This is a genomic window from Streptomyces sp. ISL-10, assembly GCF_018614575.1.
Lineage (GTDB): Bacteria > Actinomycetota > Actinomycetes > Streptomycetales > Streptomycetaceae > Streptomyces.
The window spans coordinates 678,290-693,922 of sequence record NZ_JAGGOJ010000003.1; the positions used below are offsets into that span (position 1 = coordinate 678,290).

General features: G+C 71.2%; 13 protein-coding genes and 1 pseudogene. 11 read left to right on the forward strand and 3 right to left on the reverse strand.

The features are described from left to right. The first annotated feature begins 112 nt into the window (after positions 1–112). Positions 113–1,216: an oxidoreductase gene (locus J7E88_RS03875; RefSeq protein WP_215177156.1), complete on the forward strand. Its 1,104-nt coding sequence runs from the start codon at positions 113–115 to the stop codon at positions 1,214–1,216. Positions 1,217–1,226: 10 nt separating this feature from the next. On the opposite strand, the gene J7E88_RS03880 is transcribed toward J7E88_RS03875, so the two are convergent. Next, positions 1,227–1,526 carry a YciI family protein gene (locus tag J7E88_RS03880; protein ID WP_215177158.1) on the reverse strand — a complete coding sequence of 100 codons (300 nt, stop codon included), beginning with the start codon at positions 1,524–1,526 and terminating at the stop codon, positions 1,227–1,229. A 454-nt stretch (positions 1,527–1,980) separates the two neighbouring features. Here J7E88_RS03880 and J7E88_RS03885 point away from each other — a divergent pair, with 454 nt between their 5' ends. The 3 genes and pseudogenes from J7E88_RS03885 (at position 1,981) to J7E88_RS03895 (ending at position 3,934) form a co-directional block, all read left to right on the forward strand. Then, positions 1,981–2,676 carry an endonuclease V gene (locus J7E88_RS03885; protein ID WP_215177160.1) on the forward strand — a complete coding sequence of 232 codons (696 nt, stop codon included), beginning with the start codon at positions 1,981–1,983 and terminating at the stop codon, positions 2,674–2,676. Positions 2,677–2,769: 93 nt separating this feature from the next. Next, positions 2,770–2,949, forward strand: a pseudogene (locus J7E88_RS03890) (IS5/IS1182 family transposase); the annotation flags it as partial. A 436-nt stretch (positions 2,950–3,385) separates the two neighbouring features. Beyond that, positions 3,386–3,934: a DUF1062 domain-containing protein gene (locus tag J7E88_RS03895; protein ID WP_215177162.1), complete on the forward strand. Its 549-nt coding sequence runs from the start codon at positions 3,386–3,388 to the stop codon at positions 3,932–3,934. A 243-nt stretch (positions 3,935–4,177) separates the two neighbouring features. Here J7E88_RS03895 and J7E88_RS03900 read toward each other — a convergent pair whose 3' ends face one another. Next, a complete protein-coding gene (locus J7E88_RS03900; protein ID WP_215177164.1) occupies positions 4,178–5,380 on the reverse strand; it encodes a trans-acting enoyl reductase family protein in 1,203 nt (400 codons plus the stop codon). A gap of 232 nt (positions 5,381–5,612) precedes the next feature. Between J7E88_RS03900 and J7E88_RS03905 the strand changes: the two genes are divergently transcribed. The 4 genes from J7E88_RS03905 (at position 5,613) to J7E88_RS03920 (ending at position 11,422) form a co-directional block, all read left to right on the forward strand. Continuing rightward, positions 5,613–6,746 (forward strand): CaiB/BaiF CoA-transferase family protein, encoded by a 1,134-nt coding sequence (locus J7E88_RS03905; RefSeq protein ID WP_285427499.1) that lies wholly within the window; start codon positions 5,613–5,615, stop codon positions 6,744–6,746. Next, positions 6,743–7,885 carry an acyl-CoA dehydrogenase family protein gene (locus J7E88_RS03910; protein ID WP_215177166.1) on the forward strand — a complete coding sequence of 381 codons (1,143 nt, stop codon included), beginning with the start codon at positions 6,743–6,745 and terminating at the stop codon, positions 7,883–7,885. Before J7E88_RS03905 ends, J7E88_RS03910 begins: the two co-directional genes overlap by 4 nt. 108 nt (positions 7,886–7,993) lie before the next feature. Next, positions 7,994–9,208 (forward strand): acetyl-CoA C-acetyltransferase, encoded by a 1,215-nt coding sequence (locus J7E88_RS03915; RefSeq protein WP_215177167.1) that lies wholly within the window; start codon positions 7,994–7,996, stop codon positions 9,206–9,208. A gap of 39 nt (positions 9,209–9,247) precedes the next feature. Then, positions 9,248–11,422 carry a 3-hydroxyacyl-CoA dehydrogenase NAD-binding domain-containing protein gene (locus J7E88_RS03920; protein ID WP_215177168.1) on the forward strand — a complete coding sequence of 725 codons (2,175 nt, stop codon included), beginning with the start codon at positions 9,248–9,250 and terminating at the stop codon, positions 11,420–11,422. Between the two features lie 199 nt (positions 11,423–11,621). Here the strand turns inward: J7E88_RS03920 and J7E88_RS03925 are convergent, their stop codons facing one another. Continuing rightward, positions 11,622–12,377, reverse strand: a complete 756-nt coding sequence (locus J7E88_RS03925; RefSeq protein WP_215177169.1) for a MerR family transcriptional regulator — start codon at positions 12,375–12,377, stop codon at positions 11,622–11,624. Positions 12,378–12,509: 132 nt separating this feature from the next. Between J7E88_RS03925 and J7E88_RS03930 the strand changes: the two genes are divergently transcribed. From J7E88_RS03930 to J7E88_RS03940, 3 genes are all read left to right on the forward strand, one after another. Then, a complete protein-coding gene (locus J7E88_RS03930) occupies positions 12,510–12,989 on the forward strand; it encodes a macro domain-containing protein (protein ID WP_215177170.1) in 480 nt (159 codons plus the stop codon). 63 nt (positions 12,990–13,052) lie between these two features. Beyond that, positions 13,053–13,760 (forward strand): hypothetical protein, encoded by a 708-nt coding sequence (locus tag J7E88_RS03935; RefSeq protein ID WP_215177171.1) that lies wholly within the window; start codon positions 13,053–13,055, stop codon positions 13,758–13,760. 206 nt (positions 13,761–13,966) lie between these two features. After that, on the forward strand, positions 13,967–15,520 hold the full coding sequence (locus tag J7E88_RS03940; protein WP_215177172.1) for an FAD-dependent monooxygenase: 1,554 nt from the start codon (positions 13,967–13,969) through the stop codon (positions 15,518–15,520). The last annotated feature ends 113 nt before the right edge of the window (positions 15,521–15,633 follow it).

The window sequence follows — 15,633 nt, forward strand, 5'->3', positions numbered from 1 at the left end:
ACGGAATCCGTGCATCCGGGAACCCAGTGAGCTGCGTCACCGCCGCTGCCCGGTGCCGTGCGCCGTCTCGCACTCTGGACGCCGCTGGGGCCGTGGGCTAACTTCCAGCGCCATGACGTCCAAGGGGAAGACGAGACGAATGGTGTCGGTGGGGCTGTGCGCGGCTGCGGTTTCCGCAGCGCTCGCCGTACCGGCGCAGGCGGCCCGCCCGGCCGCTGAGGCGGACACGCGCGCGGCCGCGACGCTGCCCGCCTGGAAACTGAAGGACACCGGGACCGCTGTTCGCTTCCGCGGCCTCGCGCCCGTCAGCCGCACGGTGGCGTGGGTGGCGGGCTCCAAGGGGACGGTGCTGCGCACCGGTGACGGCGGCCGTGAGTGGGTGGACGTCTCGCCGCCGGGAGCGGGGGAGCTGGAGTTCCGGGACATCGAGGCGTTCGACGCCCACCGGGCCGTGGCGCTCGCCATCGGCGAGGGCGAGGCGTCACGGGTCCTGCGCACCGACGACGGCGGGGCGACCTGGACCGAGTCGTTCCGCAACACCGATCCCCGGGCCTTCTACGACTGCCTCACCTTCTTCGACAGCCGGCACGGCCTCGCCATGAGTGATCCGGTCGACGGCAGGTACCGGATCCTGTCGACGGGTGACGGCGGCCGGTCGTGGAAGGTGCTGCCGAACGACGGCATGCCGGCCGCCCTCCCGGGCGAGGCCGGATTCGCCGCGAGCGGCCAGTGCCTGGTCAGCTCGGGCCCGAAGGACGTCTGGCTGGCCACCGGGGGAGGGGCAACGGCCCGCGTCCTGCACTCCGCCGACCGCGGACTCAACTGGAGCGTCGCGGAGTCGACCGTTCCGGCCGGGGACCCGGCGCGCGGAGTCTTCGCCCTCGCCTTCCGCGACCGCGCCCACGGCATCGCCGTGGGCGGCGACTACCGCTCCGGCGAGGCATCGCCCCGGGCCGCGGCCGTCACGGGCGACGGCGGGCGCACCTGGCGCCAGACGACGACACCGCCGCCCGCCTACCGCTCGGGTGTCGCCTGGCTGCCTCACCTGAAGTCCGCCGCGCTCGCCGTGGGCCCAACGGGCACGGACCTGACGGTCGACGGCGGCCGTACGTGGCGAACTGTGGACACCGGATCGTTCGACACGGTCGACTGCACACCGGACTTCGGGTGCTGGGCGTCGGGCGAGAAGGGCCGGGTCGCGCGCCTGGAGTTCTGACCGGACGGAGCTAGGACGGCAACTTCTGCCGGTACGCGGCGAGTTCGGGCGCGGTCTTCGTCGCGATGAACTCCGTGATCCGGTACGTGCACACCTCGCCGACGACGAAGGGGTCGGCCGCCGCGATCTGCTCGATCCGCGCGCGGTCGTCCCCCACGGCCAGGATCACGCCGCCGTCGCGCGGGTTCTTGCGGCCGGAGGCGAGGACCACGCCCTCCTCGTACAGCGCGTCGAGCCACTCGACGTGTGCGGCGAGGAGCTCTTCGACGCGGTCGACGGGAGCGGTATAGGTCAATTCCATGACGAACATGATCGCCAGATTACCGCCCGGGGTCCGCCGGAGCCGGGGCCGTGGCGTATACCGTCCGTGCCCGGGAAGGACCGCCTCGGGACGGGCGGGCCCAGTGCTGTGACCGGACGGGTTCACCGGCTCGCGATGCTCGAAATGGCGCTTCCCTGGCCCGCTGGACGAGCGATCGCGTACGACCGTACCGCTGCGCCCGTCGCCATACGTGGCCCGGGTGTCCGATCGCCGCCGACTCGGCGGCGATCGGGACCGCCCGCACATGGGATGACCACGGCTACGCCGGCTCGTCCAGCTGACCGAGATCGGTCCGCGCAGGGCTGCCACAGGGACGAGCAGTCCTCGTGGGCCTGTCCGCCAAGCACCTCCAGCGGTCTGCACAGACGTCACCGACCATCCATCCGCCCCGACTGCCGGCCACGGCGGACCTACGCGGTCACCGCACTAGGCTGGGCCCACCATGAAGATCGTCGAAGTGCCCGCCGACTGGCCCGCGAACGAAGAGGCCGCCCTGGCCGTCCAGGACGAACTGCGCAAGCGCGTCGTCCTGGACGAGCCCGGGCCACCGCCCGGCCACGGGTCGGTGACCGGTGTCGACGTGGCGTACGACGACGAGCGTGACATCGTCGCCGCGGCGGCCGTCGTGCTCGACGCCGCGACCCTGGAGGTCGTGGCGCAGTCCACGGCGATCGGCCGCGTCTCCTTCCCGTACGTCCCCGGCCTGCTCGCCTTCCGGGAGATGCCGACGGTCCTGGCCGCGCTGGAGTCCCTGCCCGTGCCGCCCGGCCTGGTGGTCTGCGACGGCTATGGACGCGCACACCCACGGCGCTTCGGACTCGCGAGCCACCTCGGGGTGGTGACGGGACTGCCGGCGATCGGGGTCGCGAAGAACCCGTTCGTCTTCACGCACGGCGAACTGGGCGATCGGCGCGGAGACTTCGCGCCGCTGCGCGCCGACGACGGCGAGGAGGTCGGCCGGGCGCTGCGCACCCGGTCGGGTGTGAAGCCGGTCTACGTCTCGGCGGGCCACCGGGTGACGCTGGACACGGCGTGCGCACATGTACTGCACCTGGCGCCGCGCTTCCGCATCCCGGAGACGACGCGCCACGCGGACGCGCTGTGCCGGAGGGCGCTGCTGGAGGCGACGGGGTCGTGACGTCCGCGGCGGGCGCTTCCCCCTACCCGCCCTCCGCCTAGGACCTGGCGGCGGTGGGAGGTACCCCCCCTCCCGAAGCCGGGGCTCAGGGACGAACGACACAGACGCTGCTCTGCGAACGGCACGTGGGACAAGATCCTGCGGGCCGTCCGAGCCGACGCCGATGCGGCAGGCCGCATCGACTGGTCCATGGCGCGCGTGGATTCCACCTCCTGTCGCGCCCACCAACACGCCGCCCGAGCGCGCAAGAAACCGCCGCGAGTGCCGGGAAGAGACAGCTTGACCCGCCCAGGGGTGTCGGGTGTGGCTCTACGTCTTCTGCCGCTGACGGCTTGCGTGGATTGGCCGCCCGACACCCCACGACGACCTGGCTGCCCACGAGCAATTGCGAACTGATCGCTCCGTAGGGAATCGCCCGGCGTGGCCGTCTGTGGGAGGTACGGCAGCACACCGACCGGAGAACAAGTGGCCGCGATCCGGCTCTGGCTTCGTCCGTGATCCGCCGGACAGGACCTGGCGGTGAGGCGCTCGAAAACCGGTGGAACAGCGCAGCTGTGCGCCATTACCGTGCTGCCGAACCAAGTCGTCTGGTCAAGGACGTGCCGTTGTACACCCTGTGAGACCTCCCGAGTGCTGATTCGTCGCGCGTCGCGCATGTGCGCCGCGCTTCTTTTTGCTGCGGACTTCTCACTGAAACCGGTGTACTTCTGTGCTCAAAAACTGGGTGGTCGTGCCCACCTGCCTGCCGCTCGTTCTCCGTCGTTGCCACGCGTGCGCGTCCGAGCGCTTCCGGGCAAGCGGTAAATTTCGCGTCAACGCAAACCACAAGCTCATCGACGCCTGGCTCCTCGCGCTCTGTACCGCTTGCGGGGAAACTGCAAAGCTCACGGTCCTGGAGCGGATGAATGTGCGCTCCGTACGACCTGAGCTGCTGGACCGGCTGCATGACAACGACCCTGGCCTGACAGCTGAGCTGCTCCAGGATCCGGTCGTGCGGCGCCGTAATCGCATCGCCCTCGACTGGGACAACGCCTGGCATCTCGACACCGGCGGGTCGGATCACCTGGACCGCGAGGTGATCGACGTCTCGGTCCGCTTTGCGGCGCGGATTCCTGTCCGGCCGGTGCGACTGATCGCTGAAGGCTGTGGCCTTTCGCGGGCCGAGGTCGAAAGACTGATCACGGAGGGGAAACTCGTTTCGGCCGTCCGCCTGAGCGGCAAGCTCTCCGGCGACTTCACCTTCATGCTCAAGCGCTGAGCCCACACCGGGACCAGGGGTCGCCCGGCAAGGTCTGCCGGAAACGGCCCCTGGTCCCAGAACCCCGTACCGCCCTTCGGACGCGTCCTCAACCTCCCTGTGGGCTTCGCCCGGAGCCCACAGGGGCTGACACAGTGAGCCGCGCCGGTGATTGAGGCGCGCCGGTGATTGAGCAGCGCCGGTGATTGAGGCGCGGGGCCCGGGGGCAGAGCCCCCGAGCCCCGCGCAGCGGCCACCACGCGCCTACCGCGTCGCGGCCACGCGGAAGACGATCCCCGCCGAGTCCAGGCGTGACACCAGCGCACCCCCCATCGCCACCGCCGTCGTCAACTGGCCGCCCCCGACGCCCGGCAGATCGTCGAACGCCAGGCACAGCGCCGATTCCGACAGCATCTTCGCCGTCTCGTCGTACCCGGGGTCGCCGCCCGACACCTCAGTGAACACCCGGCGGCCACCGCCCTCGCCCACGAAGCGGATCGAGAACCAGCTCTTCGCACGGCGGTGCGCGCTCGGGCCGTCCCCCGGTGCGTAACGGTTCATCAGCCAACGGCGGGCCGACGGGATCTGGGCGAGGGCGAACCCGGTGGCGATGGCCGCCGGGCCGCCGAGTGCCATCGGCAGGGACCGGACCGCCGCATAGTGGCGGTAGCGGAAGTCGGGGCCGTAGCGCTCCAGCGCGCGGGCCGAACGCGCCACGATCTGCCCGTCGATCGTCGGCAGCGGCAGCGCCCACGCGCCCGTCTCCCGGCTGAAGCGCGGCGTGCCGAGCGGTGCGCGGGCGCGCCGCCCGACGAGTCTCGGCTCGTGCAGCCGGCGCTCGTGCGCGGCGCGCAGCGTTTCGCGGCCGCGCGCCATCGCCGTGAGCGCCGAGGCCATGGTGCCGCCGGAGAACATGGCGTTGGAGCGGACGAACCCGTCGACGCTCAGCGGCACCCCCTCGGGCAGCTGTCGCACGGTGAACCAGACACCCAGATCGTGCGGGACCGAGTCGAATCCGCACGCGTGGACGAGGCGCGCGCCGGTCTCACGGGCGCGCGCGTCATGGCGTACGAACATCGCGTCCACGAATTCCGGCTCGCCCGTCAGGTCCGCGTAGTCCGTCCCTGCCTCGGCGCACGCGGCCACCAGGGCCTCGCCGTACATGACGTAGGGCCCCACCGTCGTCGCGACGACCCGTGCCGACTCGGCGAGTTCCCGCAGGGCGCGCGGATCGTCCGCGTCAGCCTCGATCAGGGGCAGGTCCGCGCACGAAGGAGCGATCACCGCGAGGCGTTCGCGGAGCCGTTCCAGCTTGGGCCGACTGCGGCCGGCGATCGCCCACCGGCAGTCGTCCGGCGCGTGCCGCGCCAGATACTCGGCGGTGAGCTGCCCGACGAACCCGGTGGCCCCGAAGAGCACGATGTCGTACGGGCGCTGCGCGCGGCCGGTCCCGTTCTGGCTGTCCAATGGCTCCTCCGCCGGTCGGGGCTGTACGGCGGATCAGGGCACGGGGCCAGAACGCCGATGTCGGTGGCTGAGGCTAGCGCGCCGCGCGGCCTCGCAGAAGAAGCGTTTCCCATCGGTAACCTGGCACTCCGCAACTTCTAAGCGCTTGCTCTGCCGAAGCCCTTGTGCGGAGTGGAACGCGTTCTTACCATCACTGGTGTTACATCAGTTGTGTCACGGTGCTGGGGGCTGGATGGCAGCGTCAATGAACGGCCCGCTGGCCGGGGTGCGTGTGGTGGAGCTGGCGGGCATCGGGCCCGGCCCGTTCGCCGCCATGCTCCTGGCCGACCTCGGGGCCGACGTCGTACGGATCGACCGGCCCGGCGGCGCGGGACTCGGTATCGATCCGGCCCACGACCTCACCAACCGCAACAAGCGCTCGGTGCTGATCGATCTCAAGTCCGAGGACGGTCCTGGCCGGGTCCTCGATCTCGTCGAACGGGCCGACGTGCTGATCGAGGGCTACCGCCCCGGTGTCGCCGAACGCCTCGGCGTCGGCCCGGACGTGTGCCTGGCCCGCAATCCACGGCTCGTATACGGGCGGATGACCGGGTGGGGGCAGGACGGCCCACTCGCCCCGAGGGCCGGACACGACATCGGATACATCGCCCTCGCCGGCACGCTCTCCATGATCGGCAAGGACGGTGAGCCGCCCGTCGTCCCCGCCAACCTCGTCGGCGACTACGCCGGCGGCTCGCTCTACCTCGTCATCGGTGTGCTGGCCGCCCTCCAGCACGCGCGCAGCGAAGGCGGCAGGGGCCAGGTCGTGGACGCGGCCATCGTCGACGGGGCCGCCCACCTCGCCACGATGATCCACGGCATGATGGCGGCCGGGGGCTGGCAGGACAGGCGCGGCGCGAACCTGCTCGACGGCGGTTGCCCCTTCTACGGCACCTATGAGACGGCCGACGGCCGGTACATGGCGGTCGGCGCGCTGGAGCAGCGGTTCTACGACGAGTTCGTCGACCTGCTCGGCATCAAGGACGAGCTCCCCGCCCGCAAGGACTTCGACCGCTGGGGCGAGCTGCGCGAGGCCGTCGCCGCCCGCTTCAGGACCCGTACCCGCGCCGAGTGGACCGCCGTCTTCGAGGGCTCGGACGCCTGCGTCGCACCCGTGCTCACGCTGCGGGAGGCCCCCGCACACCCGCACCTCGCCGCCCGCGCCACCTTCGTCGACCACGCGGGCATCACCCAGCCCGCGCCCGCGCCGCGTTTCTCCGCCACGCCAGGCGCCGTGACCCGGCCCCCGGCCCTGCCGGGCGCGGACACCGCGGAGGTCGCCCGTGACTGGGGCGTGACCTTGTCCGTTCCCCTGGAGGACCGTTGAAGCGCCAGATCTTCACCGCCGAGCACGACGCCTTCCGCGAGACCGTCCGCACCTTCCTCGCCAAGGAGGTGCTGCCGCACTACGAGAGTTGGGAGAAGGACGGCATCGTCAGCCGGGACGCCTGGCTCGCGGCGGGCCGTCAGGGGCTGCTCGGCCTCGCCGTGCCCGAGGAGTACGGAGGCGGCGGCAACGACGACTTCCGCTACGCCGCCGTGCTGCACGAGGAGTTCACCCGCGCCGGTGCACCCGGCCTGGCCATCGGGCTGCACAACGACATCATCGGCCCGTACCTCACCTCGCTCGCCACCGACGAACAGAAGCGGCGCTGGCTGCCGGGCTTCTGCAGCGGTGAGACCATCACCGCCATCGCCATGACGGAACCGGGCGCGGGCTCCGACCTCCAGGGCATCCGCACCACCGCCGAGGACCGCGGCGACCACTGGGTGCTGAACGGTTCCAAGACCTTCATCTCCAACGGCATCCTGGCCGACCTGGTGATCGTCGTCGCCAAGACCACCCCGGAGGGCGGCGCGCACGGCCTGTCCCTGCTCGTCGTCGAGCGCGGTATGGAGGGATTCGAGCGTGGCCGGAACCTCGACAAGATCGGCCAGAAGTCCCAGGACACCGCCGAGCTGTTCTTCAACGACGTGCGCGTGCCCAAGGAGAACCTCCTCGGGGAACCGAACGGCGCCTTCGTCCACCTGATGACCAACCTGGCGCAGGAGCGGATGGCCATAGCCGTCGCCGGGATCGCCGCCGCCGAGCACCTGCTGGAGATCACGACCGCGTATGTGAAGGAGCGCGAGGCGTTCGGGCGGCCGCTCGCCAGGCTCCAGCACATCCGCTTCGAGATCGCCGAGCTGGCCACCGAGTGCGCCGTCACGCGCGCCTTCCTCGACCGCTGCATCGCCGACCACGCGGCCGGCGAACTGGACGCCGTCCACGCCTCCATGGCCAAGTGGTGGGCGACCGAGCTCCAGAAGCGCGCCGCAGACCGCTGCCTCCAGCTCCATGGCGGGTACGGCTACATGAACGAGTACCGCGTCGCCCGGGCGTTCACGGACGGCCGCATCCAGACGATCTACGGCGGGACGACCGAGATCATGAAGGAGATCATCGGCCGCTCCCTCCTCAGTTGAGACGCGCCCGACGACAGGCACACCGCCCCAACTCAGCACCTCCGCACCGTCTCCTTCCGCAGACTCACCTCATCGCACGGTCCCACCCTCATCGAAAGGCTCCAGACAGTGAGCACCGAAGCGTATGTGTACGACGCGATCCGCACCCCGCGCGGGCGCGGGAAGGCCAATGGCGCCCTGCACGGCACCAAGCCGATCGACCTCGTCGTCGGGCTGATCCACGAGATCGAGCGCCGCTTTCCCGGCCTCGACCCGGCCGCCATCGACGACATCGTGCTCGGCGTCGTCGGCCCGGTCGGCGACCAGGGCTCCGACATCGCCCGCATCGCGGCCATCGCCGCCGGGCTGCCGGACACGGTCGCGGGCGTCCAGGAGAACCGCTTCTGCGCCTCGGGCCTGGAAGCGGTCAACATGGCCGCGATGAAGGTCCGTTCCGGCTGGGAGGACCTCGTCCTCGCCGGCGGTGTCGAGTCCATGTCGCGGGTGCCGATGGCCTCCGACGGCGGCGCCTGGTTCGCCGACCCGATGACCAACCACGAGACGGGCTTCGTGCCCCAGGGCATCGGCGCCGACCTGATCGCCACCCTCGGGGGCTGGTCGCGCCGTGACGTCGACGAGTTCGCGGCGCTGTCGCAGGAGCGCGCCGCGGCGGCCTGGAAGGACGGCCGCTTCGCCCGGTCCGTCGTCCCGGTCCGCGACCGCAACGGCCTCGTCGTCCTCGACCACGACGAGCACATGCGCCCCGGCACCACCGCCGACTCCCTCGCCGCGCTCAAGCCCTCCTTCGCCGGCATCGGCGACCTCGGCGGCTTCGACGCCGTCGCGCTGCAGAAGTACCACTGGGTGGAGAAGATCGACCACGTCCACCACGCGGGCAACTCCTCGGGCATCGTCGACGGCGCCGCCCTCGTCGCCATCGGCAACAAGGAGGTCGGCGAGCGCTACGGCCTCACCCCGCGGGCCCGGATCGTCTCCGCCGCCGTCTCCGGCTCCGAGCCGACCATCATGCTCACCGGCCCCGCCCCTGCCACCCGCAAGGCACTGAAGCGAGCCGGACTGACCATCGACGACATCGACCTCGTCGAGATCAACGAGGCGTTCGCCGGTGTCGTCCTGCGCTTCGCCCAGGACATGGGCCTCTCGCTCGACAAGGTCAACGTCAACGGCGGCGCGATCGCCATGGGCCACCCGCTCGGCGCGACCGGCGCGATGATCCTCGGCACCCTCGTCGACGAACTGGAGCGCCAGGACAAGCGGTACGGCCTCGCCACCTTGTGTGTCGGCGGCGGCATGGGTATCGCCACCGTCGTCGAGCGTCTTTGACCCCCGTCCTCCTCCTTGCCTGCGAAAGTAGACAGAAAAATGAGCGAGTCCACCACCATCCGCTGGGAACAGGACGAGACCGGCATCGTCACCCTCGTCCTCGACGACCCCGACCAGTCCGCCAACACGATGAACCAGGCCTTCAAGGCGTCCATCGCGGCGATCGCCGACCGGGTGGAGGCCGAGCAGGAGTCCATCCGCGGCATCATCGTCACCTCCGCCAAGAAGACCTTCTTCGCGGGCGGCGACCTCAAGGAGATGATCAAGGCCGGTCCGGACGACGCGCAGTTCGTCTTCGAGGCGGGCATGGGCATCAAGCGCGCCCTGCGCCGCATCGAGACCATCGGCAAGCCCGTCGTCGCCGCGATCAACGGCGCGGCGCTCGGCGGCGGTTACGAGATCGCCCTCGCCTGTCACCACCGGATCGCCCTCGACGCGCCCGGCTCCAAGATCGGCCTGCCCGAGGTCACCCTCGGCCTGCTGCCCGCGGGTGGCGGCGTCACCCGCACCGTACGGCTCATGGGCATCGCCGACGCGCTGCTCAAGCTGCTGCTCCAGGGCACCCAGTACACCCCGCGGCGGGCGCTGGAGAACGGACTCGTCCACGAAGTCGCCGAGTCGCAGGACGAGATGCTGGCCAAGGCCCGTGCCTTCATCGACGCCAACCCGGAATCCTCGCAGCCGTGGGATGCCAAGGGCTACAAGATCCCCGGCGGTACCCCGTCGAACCCGAAGTTCGCCGCCAACCTGCCCGCCTTCCCCGCGAACCTGAAGAAGCAGACCGGGGGCGCCCCCTACCCGGCGCCGCGCAACATCCTCGCGGCCGCCGTCGAGGGCTCGCAGGTCGACTTCGAGACCGCGCAGGTCATCGAGGCCCGGTACTTCACCGAGCTGGTCACCGGGCAGATCGCCAAGAACATGATGCAGGCGTTCTTCTTCGACCTCCAGGCTGTCAACTCCGGCGCGAACCGGCCCTCGGGCACCGAGCCGCGCACGGTCCGCAAGGTCGCCGTCCTCGGCGCCGGGATGATGGGCGCCGGCATCGCGTACTCCTGCGCCCGCGCCGGTATCGAGGTGGTCCTCAAGGACGTGTCGGCCGAGGCCGCCGCGAAGGGCAAGGGGTACTCCGAGCAGCTGTGCGCCAAGGCGGTGGCCAGGGGGCGTACCACCCAGGAGAAGGCGGACGCGCTGCTCGCGCGCATCACGCCGACCGCGGAGGCGGCCGACCTCGCCGGCTGCGACGCCGTGATCGAGGCGGTGTTCGAGGACACCGCGCTCAAGCACAAGGTGTTCCAGGAGATCCAGGACGTCGTCGAGCCCGACGCCCTGCTGTGCTCGAACACCTCGACGCTGCCCATCACCGTCCTCGCGGAAGGGGTCACGCGGCCGGTGGACTTCGTCGGTCTGCACTTCTTCTCCCCCGTCGACAAGATGCCGCTCGTGGAGATCATCAAGGGGGAGCGCACCGGGGACGAGGCGCTGGCCCGTGCCTTCGACCTGGTCCGGCAGATCAACAAGACCCCGATCGTCGTCAACGACTCCCGTGGCTTCTTCACCTCGCGCGTCATCGGGCAGTTCATCAACGAGGGCGTGGCGATGGTCGGCGAGGGCGTCGATCCCGCCTCCGTCGAACAGGCCGCGGCCCAGGCCGGCTACCCGGCCAAGGTGCTCTCCCTGATGGACGAGCTGACGCTCACCCTGCCGCGCAAGATCCGGGGCGAGACGAAGCGCGCGGTCGAGGAAGCGGGCGGCACCTGGGCCGGCCACCCCTCGGACGCGGTGATCGACCGGATGGTCGACGAGTTCGGCCGCACCGGCCGCAGCGGCGGCGGCGGTTTCTACGACTACGACGAGGACGGCAAGCGCGCCGGCCTCTGGCCGGGGCTGCGCGATCACTTCACCCGCCCGGGCACCGACGTCCCCTTCGAGGACATGAAGGAGCGGATGCTCTTCTCCGAGGCGCTGGACACCGTCCGCTGCCTGGAGGAGAACGTCCTCACCTCGGTCGCCGACGCCAACATCGGCTCCATCATGGGCATCGGCTTCCCCGCCTGGACGGGCGGTGTGCTGCAGTACGTCAACGGCTACGACGGGGGCCTGCCCGGCTTCGTGGCACGCGCGCGTGAACTGGCGGAGCGGTACGGCGAGCGGTTCCAGCCGCCCGCGCTGCTGCTGGAGAAGGCGGAGCGGGGCGAGGTCTTCACCGACGCCTGACCCGGCTCCGCCCCGAGGACGCGGCGGCTACCGGCGGGGCCGGTAGCCGCCGCCGTTCCTCGTGGTTCGGTGGCTCGGCTCACCTGCGAGCGCTCAAGCCGGCGTCGACGGTCGATCGTGCTCGCCTCCCCCGGACTCCGTCCGGGGTGCCCAACGTGCCTCGCAGCCTCCGGACGTCGCCTGTCGGCGCAAGGCGCTTTCAGCTGCCCCGCTCCGCCTCTCCCGACGGCCCGCCGGTGACGAACGCCCCCCGCAGCTCCTCACGCAGGGAGCGCTGAAACGCCGTCACCAGAGCCTGGATCACCATCGGCTGCATATGCGCCGACAGCGACTTCATCGCCGCCACATGGTCCGTGCCGGACTCGCGCTCGCGGTAGGGCCCCCAGACCTCGTCGCGGAACAGCCGCGTCAGGTCCTGCGCCGCGGCGCGGGCGTGGTTCAGCAGGACGGTGCGGGAGGCGAGGATCGTCTCGTGCGCGATGGGCACGTCCAGCAGCTCCACCCCGAGGCGCAGCAACGAGCCGTCCAGCCGGAACGCCTCCCCGGCGGTGCGGTCGAGCACACCCATGGCAGCCAGGCGGTCCACGTCCTGCTCCGACAGAGGCCGGCCGGCCCGCCGCTCCAGCTCCTGCCGGGAGACCTCCTCGGCCGATTCCGGAGCCCACGAGGCGACCAGGGCCCGGTGGATCGCCAGGTCCTGGGCGCTGAGATCCGCAGGCAATTGCTCCAGATACCGCTCGATCGCCGCCAGCGTCATGCCCTGGTGCTGCAACTCCTCGATGAGGGCGAGTCGTGACAGATGGCCGGACCCGTAGTGCCCGACGCGTCGGGGACCGATCACGGGCGGGGGCAGCAGACCGCGGGTGCTGTAGAACCGAATGGTCCGCACGGTGACCCCGGCACGCGCGGCCAGTTCGTCGACGGTGAGCCTCGGCTCCTCGGTCTCGGTCGCCATGACCCTCCTTTGCTGAACCGCACCGGTGAAACAGTATTGCTGTCTCACCATTGTTGTGAAAGCGCTGGGCCGCGTGAAAGCCGGTGGGCGCAGGGCCAGGGCGCTGTCAGTGGTGCATCGTACGGTTGTGCCATGTCGGAGATCAGATATGTCCGGGGGGACGCCACCGCGCCGCACGGCAAAGGCGTCAAGCTGATCGCCCACGTGTGCAATGACCTCGGGGGCTGGGGCAAGGGCTTCGTGCTCGCCCTCTCCCGCCGCTGGCCGGAGCCCGAGGCGGCTTTCCGCCGCTGGCACCGGGACCGCGCGAAGAACGACTTCGGGCTGGGCGCCGCCCAGTTCGTCCAGGTCGGCCCGTACGTCTGGGTGGCCAACATGGTGGGCCAGCGCGGCATACGTACCGGCAGCAAGGGTGTCCCCGTGCGCTATGAGGCCATCGACACGGCGCTCGCCGCCGTTGCCGACAAGGCGCTGGAGCTGGGCGCCTCGGTCCATCTGCCGCGCATCGGCTGCGGGCTGGCGGGCGGCAAGTGGTCGCGGGTCGAGCCGCTGATAGCCGAGCGGCTGGCGGCGCGGGGCATCGACGTGACGGTGTACGACCACGGCGACTGACCGCCTGAAGAGCCCCGGTCCGCCGGGCTCTACGATGGCCGTCGGCATCCACGGGGGCAGTACATGACGACGACGTATTCACTGGTCAACACCGGCCGCGGCGGGCGGCGCGGCAAGGTCAAGGGCCTCGGGCCGAGCGGTGGTCCGCCGATCGCCGTCGTGGCCGACGAGGGCGGGGACCGGCTGTGGCCCGTCGCCGCGTTGCAGCGCGACCACGGGGCGGGCGCGTTCCCGGCGGAGGGGGCGTCGCGGGAGTTCGTCCTGTGGTCCTACGAGGACCCTCGCAAGCTGCTGGCCCGGGTGACCACGGAGGACCTGCCGGGCCTGGGCTCCGGCGGACCCGGCGCCGTCTACCGGGTCGAGGACGCGCACGGCGTTCCGCTCGGCCGCATACGGGTGCGGCGCGGGTCGCTCCTCCGGCTCGGCCGCACGCGTTGGACCGTCGAGCCTGCGCACGGGCGCCCCGCGCGCGGATTCGCCGGGCGGCTGATCTGGTGGGCGCTGTGGTGGACGGCGTTCATGCCGTACAACCTCGTCGTTCTCATCGGCGCCTTCACCGGCCTCGCCGAGGACCCGGTGACCTGCCCGCGACGGCTGATCCTGCGGGACGGGTCGGGCCGGGCGCCGCTGGTGTACCGGGGCATGCTCGACGATTACCGGGCGGTCGACGGCGCCTGGGACCCACGTCTGGTGGCGGCCCTGGTCGGCATCCACCAGACGTACACCTCGGTCGCGGCGAGCGACGACACCGACTGGTACGCCAAGGGCTGAGCAACGGGTGTCCGAGCGGCTTCACGGCGACCCGGGCCGACGTGCCCCCAGGGGACGAACGGCCGTGCCGGACGAACGATTTCAGCCTGCCGACGTTCAGCGGACGCACTGGCAGAGCGACCCGACCACCTGACCTGACCGCCCCGACCCGCCGCCCCCTCCGGCCCGTGCTTGGGTGACAGGGGCCGGCGCGGGACACTGCTGCCATGAGTGCCGCTGCCACGAGTGCCGTGCCGTCGCTCGATGTGCTGGTGGTGGGTGCAGGGCCGACCGGTCTGGCTCTGGCGGCCCAGTTGCAGAGGTACGGGGCGCGGTTCCGGGTCATCGACCGGCATCTGGACCGGGCGCGTGAATCGCGTGCCCTGGCCGTCCAGCCGCGGACGCTGGAGGTTCTCGCCCCCTTCGGCGTCTCCGACGAACTGGTTCGGCGCGGGAACCCCGCGGTGCAGTTGCGGTTGCATCTCCCCGGTCGGACGGTGCGGCTGCCGCTGTTCGACCTGGGTGTCGCCGACACCCCGTACCCGTTCCTGCTGTTCCTGTCTCAGGCGGAGACGGAAGGCGTCCTCGGCCGCCACCTGACCGACAACGGGACTCTCCTCGAGCGCGGCACCGAGCTGGTGGAACTGGCCGATGAACGCGACGGGGTGGCCTGCCGGCTGAGGAAGCGGGACGGCCCCGAAGAGATGCTGACCGCCCGGTACGTCGTCGGCTGCGACGGGGCGCGCAGCACCGTGCGCAAGCAGGCGGGCATCGGCTTCGAGGGCCACGCCTACCCGCAGACGTTCCTGCTCGCCGACCTGGAGGTCGACGGTCTGGAGCCGGGAGCCGCGCACGCCTGCATGACGGAGGCGGGCATGGTGTTCTTCTTCCCCCTGGAGACGCCCGCCGGCTGGCGGATGCTCGCGATGCGACCGCCCGGTGCCCCGGGTGCGGACACCACCGTGAACCTCGCGCTGCTGCAGTCGTTGGTCGATCGCTACGTGAGCATGCCGCTGCGCTTGCACGACCCGGTGTGGATGACGGACTTCCGGATCCACCACCGCGGTGCCGTGAGGTACCGGTCGGGGCGGATCTTTCTGGCGGGCGACGCCGCCCACATCCACAGCCCCGCCGGTGCCCAGGGCATGAACACCGGCATCCAGGACGCCCTCGACATCGGCTGGAAGCTCGCCCTGGTCTGCCGCGGCGCCGCACCGGACGTCCTGCTGGACAGCTATGAGGCCGAACGGGCCCCGGTCGGCCGGAGCGTCCTGCGCTTCACCGACCGCGCGTTCAAGGTGGCCACGAGTGGCCACCCCCTGATCCGGCTGGCACGCACCCGCATCGCGCCGCGTGTCGCACCGCTCGTCCTGCGTCCCCAACCCCTGCGCGCCGCCGCCTTCCGCCGGCTGGGCCAACTCGCCGTCCACTACCGGCGGAGCCCGGCCACCACCGCAGGGCCGCGGGTGCCGCGCCGCGGTCCCAAGGCGGGCGACCGGTTGCCCGACCGCCCGCGCGGCCTGCAGGCAGTGGTAGCCGGGCCCGGCTACCACCTGCTCCTGTGCGGTCCGGCGAACGCCTGGGACCGCGGACGGATCAGCAGCGCTCTCGAAGGCCGCGACGCACTCCTCCATGTGCACACGTCCGGAGCGAATGCGCCCTGGCGGGGCACCGCTCACTGCCTGGTCCGCCCCGACGGCTACATCGGGTATCTCGCGGCAGGCAGGGATCTGGACGGCCTCTTCCGCTACCTCGACCAGTGGTTGCCGCGCCAGGGCTGAGCCGCCAGGGCTGAGCCCGGCAGGTCTGAGCCGGTAGGGCATTCGGGCGCCGCGCCGCGCGGGCCAGGTTCGATGGATGTCTATGTTGACGTTCGTCGAATCAGGTGCCATGC